Raw genomic sequence first — 6,157 nt, 5'->3', positions numbered from 1 at the left:
GGCGGGACCTGCGGGGTCTCCAGCGCCTGCTGCCCGGCGAGTTGGAGCTGCTGTTGCTGCTGTTGCTGCTGTTGTGGGTGCGGCTGTGCCTGCTCCTGCTGCGGCGCCCGCTCCTCGTGCTCCTGCTCGTACCCGTGTTCGGGCCCGTGCGCCCGGTTCTGCTCGCGGTCCTGCTCCTGCCGCGGTTCGTACGGCAGTTCGGCCTTCGGGGCCGGCGGCAGCAGGGCCGGTTCGATGCCGGCGGCGGCGAGCCCGGCCGGGGCGGTCTCGGCGAGCGGCACGCCGTACTTCGCGAGGCGCAGCGGCATCATCGACTCGACCGGGGCCTTGCGCCGCCAGTTGCGGCCGAAGCGGGCCTGGAGCCGGGCCTGATAGATCAGCCGGTCCTGTTCGAGTTTGATGACCTGCTCGTAACTGCGCAGCTCCCACAGCTTCATCCGCCGCCACAGCTTGAACGTCGGGATCGGCGAGAGCAGCCAGCGGGTGAGCCGGACCCCCTCCATGTGCTTGTCGGCCGTGATGTCCGCGATCCGGCCCACCGCGTGCCGGGCGGCCTCGACGGAGACGACGAACAGCACCGGGATCACCGCGTGCATCGCGGTACCGAGCGGATCCGGCCAGGACGCAGCGCCGTTGAACGCGATCGTCGCGGCGGTCAGCAGCCACGCCGTCTGGCGCAGCAGCGGGAACGGGATCCGCATCCAGGTCAGCAGGAGGTCCAGGGCCAGCAGAACGCAGATGCCCGCGTCGATGCCGATGGGGAAGACCACCGCGAACTCGCCGAATCCCTTGTCCTCCGCGAGCTCGCGCACGGCGGCGTAGGAACCCGCGAAACCGATCGCGGCGATGAGCACCGCACCGGCGACGACGATCCCGATGAGTATGCGGTGCGTGCGTGTCAGCTGCATCGCGGCCACGCGCGATCCCCTCCCCGACCTCTGTACCCGAACCCGGCTGGTGCGCCCGGCCTTGATTTTCGGCCAGGCTTCTGACGCCCGGCGATGGGACAGCCTGGCACATGTGTGCGAGTTCCGTTACGCGGGGGAGGAGTTGCGGGGGTGCTCCCGGGTCCGGCGGGAGCTTCGCGCGGGCTTCGGCGGGGCGTGCATCGGCGTCCGACGCGATCGGATCGGAACGGGGAGAGGGCCGGCACGAGGCCGACAGGCACATGCCCCTTTAGCCGGCCCGAACGGCGAGACCCGGCCCTCGGGGAGGGCCGGGTCTCGGGAAGGCGTGCGGGAGGGCCGTCAGCTCGTCTTCGTCCTCGGCTTCGACTTGGGGCTGTCGCTGTCGGTGTCGCCGCCCTTGGCCGTGTCCTTCTTGACGTCCTTCTCGGCGTCGTCGGAGCCGCCCTTCGCCGGGGGCGTGACCTTGGCGTCGGCGGTGTCGGCGACGGCGGCGACCGCTTCCTTCGCCGCCTTCTGGGCGCCCTTGACGATGCTCGCGGACGAGGGCGTCTTCGCACCCGCGTAACCCGCGCCGTTGTACGTCAGGGTGACGACGACGTTGCCCGTGCGCGCCACGACGGTGGCGTAAGCGAAGTCCTCATCCGTCTTGCTGAGGCCGTAGGTGACCGTGGTGGCTTCCTCGCCGATACCCGTGGTGGGGTCGGCGGCGACCTTCTCGGCGCCCTCCGAGGCCTTCGCCTTGGCGACCTGCTTCGTGTACTCGGCGGTGGCGCGCTTGGCGCCGCTGCCCAGCGACTGGTCCGAGTCGAAGCGGGTGAAGCCGACGTCCAGCCAGCGGTACTGCGAGCCGTCGACGCCCTTGTCGTCCAGGCCGTTCCAGGAGCAACTGCTGCGGGCCGCGAGGTCGTTGGACCGGCCGGCCGTGCCGTTCTCCTTCTTGGCCTCGGGCACCAGGTCCTTGACCGTCTTCTTGGCGACCGAGGCGCACGGGTCGGGCAGGTCGTCGAACCTCGCCGCTTCGACGGTGGGCTCCGAGGGCTTGGCGCTGGGGGTGCCGGACGACGAGGAGCCCGCGTTCTTCTTGCTGTCGGAGCCGGAGTCCGACGAGCAGCCGACGGCTACGAGCATCACCGGAACGGCGGCGCAGGCGAGGATGCGGGACAGGCGCGGGGCTGATCGGTGCATGGTTCCTTCACTCGGATGGCACGGAGCTCTCGGTGCTGGAGGTCTCGGTTCGTGCGGTGTACGGGTGGGCTCGGTAGCGGGGCGGTACGTCTTCCGGACAGCCACGGTACGACGACCGGAGGGCGGTCCGTGCCGCCGCCGAGGGCCCCCGGAGACCGGAATCCGGCCGGTGGGGACCCGTCGGGCGGGGTCTATTCGCTGAGCGTCTCGGCCAGCTTCCGGGCCAGTGCCTGGGCCTTCTCCTGAAGTTCCCTGCTGTCGGGCACCTGTGTGACGAGGGCCGGCTGCTCGGCGTACCGGACGGTCACGACCACGTTCGATGTGCGGAATACCACGCTCACCGTGCGGTGCTGTGCGGTGGAACCTGCCCGAGTGGGCAGATCGTGCAGAAATGCGGCATCTCCGAGGTTGTCGAGGACGCGCGAGGGGAGGGCGTCCTCGGTGCCGGTGCCGGTGCCGGTGCCGGTGCCGGTGCCCCCGTTGTCGCCGCCGCCGTCGCCTCCGGAGGGCGAGGAGGAGGACGACGGGTCCGCCGAACCGTCCGCCGAGGGCGTGGCGTCCGCCGCCGCGCCCTCCGGCTCGTCCGCGTCGGCGCCCTTGCCCTTGTCCTTCCCCTTCTCGCCCGGGGTCCCGCTGTTCTTCTCCGCGTCGGGCCCGGGGGCCGCCGACGACGACAGGCCGGCGGCCTTCTCCTTCTTCGCGTACACGGTGTCGGCGCGGTCGTCGTCGCTGACCGCCGGGTCGTAGGAGACGACCCGCTCGAAGTCGATGGAGAGGTTCCGGGTGGCGTTCGGCGCGTCGGACTTCCAGCTGCAGCCGACCTTGCGGTCGGTGTCGTAGGTGACGGACGCCGACCCCCGGAACACCTTCTCCTGCTGGTCCCCGGGCAGCTCCGCGGCACCGGGCAGCAGGTCCTTGAGCATGCCGCGCGGCACGGCACGGCAGGGGGCGGGCAGGGTCTCGTACCTGCCTGGGGGCGCGGGGGTGACCGTCGGGCTGCCCGCCTTGCTGTCGGCGCCGTTCGCGTTGCTGTCGGAGCCGGCGCTGCAGCCGACGACGAGCGCTGCCAGAAGCGCGACGCCGGGTACGTACGCCATGTCTCGCACCGTCCCAGGCTCCCTTCGGTACGGAAAACGGGTTGCCGCTCGAAGGCGGCCGATGGACACAATGTGTATCGCACGCGCCGCTGTGAATGCCGGTCGGCCGACAGGTTTGCCGATCTTGGTACCGGTTTTGCGCTTTCAGTCTTTTCGGGGGAATCGAGGAGTTATGTCGTACGTAGAGGTGCCGGGAGCGAAGGTCCCCATCCGGATGTGGGCGGACCCCGCGTCGGTCGAGGACGTGGCGATGCAGCAGCTGCGCAACGTCTCCACGCTGCCGTGGATCAAGGGTCTCGCCGTCATGCCGGACGTCCACTTCGGCAAGGGGGCGACGGTCGGTTCGGTGATCGCGATGCAGGGCGCGGTGTGCCCGGCCGCGGTCGGGGTGGACATCGGCTGCGGGATGTCCGCCGTCAGGACCTCCCTCACCGCGAACGATCTTCCCGGCGACCTGTCACGGCTGCGCTCCAAGATCGAGCAGGCCATCCCGGTCGGCCGGGGGATGCACGGCGACGCGGTGGACCCGGGGAAGCTGCACGGGTTCCCGACGGCGGGATGGGACGACTTCTGGGGGCGGTTCGGGGGGATCGCGGACGCGGTCAAATTCCGTCAGGAACGTGCCACGAAGCAGATGGGGACGCTCGGCTCGGGAAATCACATGATCGAGTTCTGTGTCGACAGTGAGGGTGCGGTGTGGCTGATGCTGCACTCGGGCTCCCGCAACATCGGCAAGGAACTTGCCGAGCACCACATCGGCATCGCGCAGAAGCTTCCGCACAATCAGAGTCTCGTCGACCGGGACCTGGCCGTCTTCATCTCGGAGACCCCGCAGATGGCCGCCTACCGGAACGATCTGTACTGGGCGCAGGAGTACGCCAAGTACAACCGCGCGATCATGATGGCGCTCTTCAAGGACGTGGTCCGCAAGGAGTTCAAGAAGGCGAAGCCGGTCTTCGAGCAGGAGATCTCCTGCCACCACAACTACGTGGCGGAGGAACGCTACGACGGAGCGGACCTGCTGGTCACCCGCAAGGGAGCGATCCGCGCCGGCTCCGGTGAGTACGGGATCATTCCCGGCTCGATGGGCACCAGTTCGTACATCGTGAAGGGTCTCGGCAACGAGAAGGCGTTCAACTCGGCCTCTCACGGGGCCGGTCGCCGGATGAGCCGGAACGCGGCCAAGCGTCGCTTCACGGTGCGTGACCTGGAGGAGCAGACGCGGGGCGTCGAGTGTCGCAAGGACTCCGGTGTCCTGGACGAGATCCCGGCCGCGTACAAGCCGATCGAGCAGGTCATGGAGCAGCAGCGGGACCTGGTCGAGGTCGTCGCGAAGCTCAAGCAGGTCATCTGTATCAAGGGCTGAGTTGAGGGGCGCCGCCGCTGATGGCGGCGCCCCTCACCCGCCCTCCGGGGTGCTTGCTCACGCGCCGGGCGGAGTGGTTTCCGGGCGCCGCACCGCACCGGTCTTCAGCCGCCACAGGCGTACGGAGCAGGAGGCTTCGCTGCGGCCCAGTTCGACGGCCGCCGCACCGGCGTCGTCGTGGGCCAGCAGAACGCGGTCCTCCCAGGCACGAGTGATCGAAGGCAGGGGCGTGGAGTCCAGGTACCGGCGGAGGCGGCTACGCCCCGCCCCCGTACGTCGCGAAGTCCGGCGGTCCCGTCGCTGTGAACACGTGCACGGAGACCCCGGCCGGGGTCGTCCGGTGGCTGAGGAGTCGCAGGCCGGCCGGGGCGCCGCCGTCCGGGAACAGGCGGCGGCCCACGCCCAGCACGACCGGGGCGATGGCCAGGCGCAGTTCGTCGACCAGGCCCGCGGCCAGCAGCGACTGGGCCAGGCGGGCGCTGCCGTGGATCTGGAGGTCCCGGCCGGGGCGCCGTTTCAACTCGGCCACCCGGGCGGGTACGTCGCCGGAGAGGATCGTGGTCGGGTCCCACGCGGCCTCGGTCAGGGTGTTCGACGCCACGTACTTCGGCAGGCCGTTCAGGATGCCGGAGAAGGGGTGGTCGGTCATCCTCGGCCAGTCCCGGGCGAAGTTCTCGTAGGTGCGGCGGCCGAACAGGAAGGCGTCCGCCTCGCCGAGCCACTCGCCCGCCTGGCGCTCGAACTCCTCGTCCAGGTGCGGCACGAACCAGCCGCCCCGGGTGAACCCGTCGCTGGTGTCCTCGTCCGGGGCTCCCGGGCCCTGGGAGACGCCGTCGAGCGTCAGGAACTCCTGCACCACCAGCTTCATCGCGCGCCACTCCCTCGTGAGCTCTCCGGCCGGTACGGCGGCCGGGGGCGCTTCCTTCCTAACACGACGCGGCCGGGGCCGCCCGGCTCTCTCAGGCCGCCTCCGCCAGGTCCGCCTCCGTCAGGGAGGCGACCAGCACCGTGCGCGGGCCCGGCTCGATGCCGGGCACCGAGGGGACGGCGAGCAGGCGGCATCCGGCGGCCAGGGCGGCGGCCGCGCCCGTGGGGGTGTCCTCGACGGCCAGGCAGTCCTGCGGGGCCACCCCGAGCGCGGCGGCCGCCGCCAGGTACGGGTCGGGGTGCGGCTTGCCGCGCGCCGTCTCGCCCGAGGCGACCGACGTGTCGAACCGGTGCCGGCCCAGGGTGTCGAGGACCAGGTCGGCCACATGCCGCTCGGACGCGGTCACCAGGGCCGTCGGCACCCCCAGCGCGCGCGCCCGGTCCAGGAGCCGCAGAGCGCCGGGCTGCACGGTCACCCCGGCCGCCACCCGCGCGGTGAACTCCCGGTCGAGCCGGGCGGCCGTCTCCGCCTCCGACAGGGCGGTGAGGCCGCCGCGTGCGAGACGGCCGGCCGCGTCGGCCACCGCGGCGCCCGCGAACGGGGCGAGGGTGGCCGCGTCCGCCGGGGAGCCCTGCGCCCGCAGGAACCCGGCGACGGTGTCCAGCCAGGCGTGCTCGGTGTCGACGAGGGTGCCGTCCATGTCGCACAGGAGGGCGGCGGGGCGGGGGAGCGG

6 protein-coding genes are annotated in these 6,157 nt (G+C 71.3%); 1 reads left to right on the top strand and 5 read right to left on the bottom strand.

Features of this window, described 5'->3' with window-relative positions; all coding sequences use genetic code 11:
• The 3 genes from HET64_RS35250 to HET64_RS35240 form a co-directional block, all read right to left on the bottom strand.
• On the bottom strand, nt 1-917 hold a 917-nt coding region (locus HET64_RS35250; protein ID WP_215111317.1), incomplete at its 3' end, for a DUF2637 domain-containing protein.
• A gap of 330 nt (nt 918-1,247) precedes the next feature.
• Nucleotides 1,248-2,093, bottom strand: a complete 846-nt coding sequence (locus HET64_RS35245) for a DUF3558 domain-containing protein (RefSeq protein ID WP_215111316.1) — start codon at nt 2,091-2,093, stop codon at nt 1,248-1,250.
• Nucleotides 2,094-2,284: 191 nt separating this feature from the next.
• Nucleotides 2,285-3,190 carry a DUF3558 domain-containing protein gene (locus HET64_RS35240; protein ID WP_215111315.1) on the bottom strand — a complete coding sequence of 302 codons (906 nt, stop codon included), beginning with the start codon at nt 3,188-3,190 and terminating at the stop codon, nt 2,285-2,287.
• A gap of 172 nt (nt 3,191-3,362) precedes the next feature.
• Here HET64_RS35240 and HET64_RS35235 point away from each other — a divergent pair, with 172 nt between their 5' ends.
• Entirely contained in the window at nt 3,363-4,556 is a 1,194-nt protein-coding gene (locus HET64_RS35235) for an RtcB family protein (RefSeq protein ID WP_215111314.1), read from the top strand.
• 256 nt (nt 4,557-4,812) lie between these two features.
• Here HET64_RS35235 and HET64_RS35230 read toward each other — a convergent pair whose 3' ends face one another.
• Nucleotides 4,813-5,424 (bottom strand): dihydrofolate reductase family protein, encoded by a 612-nt coding sequence (locus tag HET64_RS35230; RefSeq protein WP_215111313.1) that lies wholly within the window; start codon nt 5,422-5,424, stop codon nt 4,813-4,815.
• Between the two features lie 91 nt (nt 5,425-5,515).
• Nucleotides 5,516-6,157 (bottom strand): HAD family phosphatase (locus tag HET64_RS35225; RefSeq protein WP_251146318.1); only part of this gene is annotated, 642 nt, incomplete at its 5' end.

It is taken from the genome of Streptomyces sp. McG3, from assembly GCF_018619185.1.
Lineage (GTDB): Bacteria > Actinomycetota > Actinomycetes > Streptomycetales > Streptomycetaceae > Streptomyces.
This window is presented reverse-complemented; position numbering and strand designations above follow the sequence as displayed.

Bases quoted from the DNA above. Each gene is read 5' to 3' on its own strand.
- HET64_RS35245 (WP_215111316.1), bottom strand. From the start codon at position 2,093: ATGCACCGATCAGCCCCGCGCCTGTCCCGCATCCTCGCCTGCGCCGCC.
- HET64_RS35240 (WP_215111315.1), bottom strand. From the start codon at position 3,190: ATGGCGTACGTACCCGGCGTCGCGCTTCTGGCAGCGCTCGTCGTCGGC.
- HET64_RS35235 (WP_215111314.1), top strand. From the start codon at position 3,363: ATGTCGTACGTAGAGGTGCCGGGAGCGAAGGTCCCCATCCGGATGTGG.
- HET64_RS35230 (WP_215111313.1), bottom strand. From the start codon at position 5,424: ATGAAGCTGGTGGTGCAGGAGTTCCTGACGCTCGACGGCGTCTCCCAG.